This is a genomic window from Bartonella acomydis (assembly GCF_039543025.1).
In the GTDB taxonomy this organism is placed as follows: Bacteria; Pseudomonadota; Alphaproteobacteria; order Rhizobiales; family Rhizobiaceae; genus Bartonella; species Bartonella acomydis.
In genome coordinates this window covers 1-2469 of the sequence record NZ_BAABIY010000042.1, presented here as the reverse complement: position 1 = coordinate 2469, position 2469 = coordinate 1, and the positions used below count along the sequence as shown (strand labels likewise).

Annotated in this window: 1 pseudogene; it reads left to right on the top strand. The window is 42.0% G+C overall.

Annotated elements, in window-relative coordinates:
* Positions 1 to 2469, top strand: a pseudogene (locus ABD909_RS06725) (Vomp family autotransporter); the annotation flags it as partial.

Below are 2469 nucleotides of genomic sequence, written 5' to 3'. Positions count from 1 at the left end.
GCATATTTTAGATGGGAAAATTGCGTCTGGTTCTTCGGATGCAGTGAATGGTTCTCAACTTTATACGATGAGCAATATGCTTGCGAGCTATTTTGGAGGTGGCGCTGTTTATGAAAATGGTGAATGGGTTGCTCCAAGCTTCAAGGTTCACACTGTGAATGCTGATGGTGATAAGGTTGAAGAGAAGAGCTATGATAATGTTGCAGCTGCTTTTGCAGGAGTAGGTAGTTCTTTCACGAATGTTCATAATGAAATGACGAAAGCCGTCACGAATATTAATAATCATATCAACAATGTCGTGAGTGATAGTCTTGTAAAACAGGATGACAAAACAAAAGTCATCAAGATAGGCGCGGAAAAAGGCGGTACAAGCATTAGCATTGCCAATAGTGGTGAAGCGGCACGGTCTCTTTCAGGGGTAAAATCAGGAGCGCTTACAGAAGAATCGACAGATGCAGTGAATGGTAGCCAGCTTTTTGCGACCAATCAGAATGTTACGAGTGTAACGAATGATCTCAAAACGTTTTCTGAGAATAGCTCAAAGTACTTTGGAGGTGGAGCAGATGTTCTTAAGGGAACTATGCCGACTTATACGGTGCAGGATAAGAATTATCAGAGTGTAGCGGATGCCTTTGCAGGAGTTGATCGTTCATTCACACAGCTTCATCAAGAGATTACGCAAAATACGAGTGAAGTTACTGATAATATTAAGCAAAATGCCTTGTTATGGAGTGATGAAGATCAAGCGTATGTTGCTCTTCATGGTAAAGAAGGTAATCGTAGCACCAGTAAGGTCACACGTCTTTTAGATGGCACTATTGCTTCTGGTTCGACGGATGCGATTACCGGAGGCCAGCTTTATACGATTAACAATGCGCTAGCTGCATATTTTGGAGGTGGTTCAGAATATAATGACGGTAAATGGAGGGCACCGAAGTTTATCATAACACACTTCAAGGCTGATGGCACTTCGGAGGATAAGGTTTACCAGAATGTAGCGGATGGATTTGGTGGTGTGAATAGCTCTTTCAAGGGTCTTCATAATGAGATGACGAATGCAGTTACGAATATTACCAATCAGATTAGCCAGGTTGTTAGTGATAGCCTTGTCAAGCAAGATGAAGAGAGCCAGGTGATCAAGATCGGTTCTGAGAAAGAGGGAGCAGAAGTTAATATAGCCAACAAGGATCGAGCAGATCGTAGGCTTTCAGGAGTTAAGGCAGCAGAAAAAGGGAATGAAGCAGTTAATAAAGAGCAACTTGATCAAGGTTTGAAGGATCTTTCTAACAGTTTTCAATCAGATGGTTCAGCGGTCGTTCATTATGATAAGAATGCAGATGGTGATACAGATTATACGAGTGTAACTTTTGGAAAAAGCAAAGGCTCGGATACTGTAGGATTGCATAATGTTTCTGATGGTGTGCTTTCTGAGAATTCTCATGATGCGGTTACGGGTGGACAGCTTCACACGATAGGTCAAGATGTAGCCAAGATTTTGGGAGGAAACACAGGCTTTAAAGAAGGTGCCTTTACAGGACCGATCTATCAATTATCGCATGTTGATGACAAGGGTGAAGTGCAGCAGGCAGAGTTTAAAGATGTTGGTTCTGCATTTGCAGGTGTTGATAATAATATTAAGAATGTCAACAATCATCTTACGAATGTTGTTCAAGATTTTACTCAACAAATAACGAATATTACACAAGAATTCAAAGGAGATGCGTTGTTGTGGAGTGAAGATAAGGAAGCCTTTAGTGCTCAGCATGGAGAAGGAGATAGAAGAGGTAATAGCAAGATCACCTCTCTTGCCCATGGAGATGTTACAGCCAGTTCAACGGATGCAGTGAATGGCTCTCAGCTTTATACGATGAGCAATATGCTTGCGAGCTATTTTGGAGGTGGTGCTGTTTATGAGAATGGTCAGTGGAGGTCTCCAAGCTTTAAGGTTCACACTGTGAGTGAGGATGGTAGCAAGGTTGAAGAGCAGAGCTATGATGATGTAGCGACAGCCTTTGCAGGTGTAGGTACATCTTTCACGAATCTTCATAATGAGCTTAAGAATGAGATTAATCAGATTGTTAGTGATAATCTTGTCAAGCAGGATAAAGAGAGCCAGGTGATCAAGATCGGTTCTGAGAAAGAGGGAGCAGAAGTTAATATTGCCAACAGAGATGGTGTAGCTCGTAGTCTCTCTGGTGTAAAATCAGGAGCGCTTACGGAAGCATCAACAGAAGCGGTTAATGGTAGTCAGCTTTTTGCAACCAATCAAAATGTGATTGCAGTGTCTGATGATTTGCAAACAGCAGCGACCAATATAGCGAAGTCTTTTGGAGGTGGCGCTGTTTATGAAAATGGTGAATGGGTTGCTCCAAGCTTCAAGATATTGAGCTTTAAAGATGATGGCAGTTTTGATGAGATAAGCTATGATAGTGTATCATCGGCGTTTGCAGGTGTGAATACGGCTTTCAC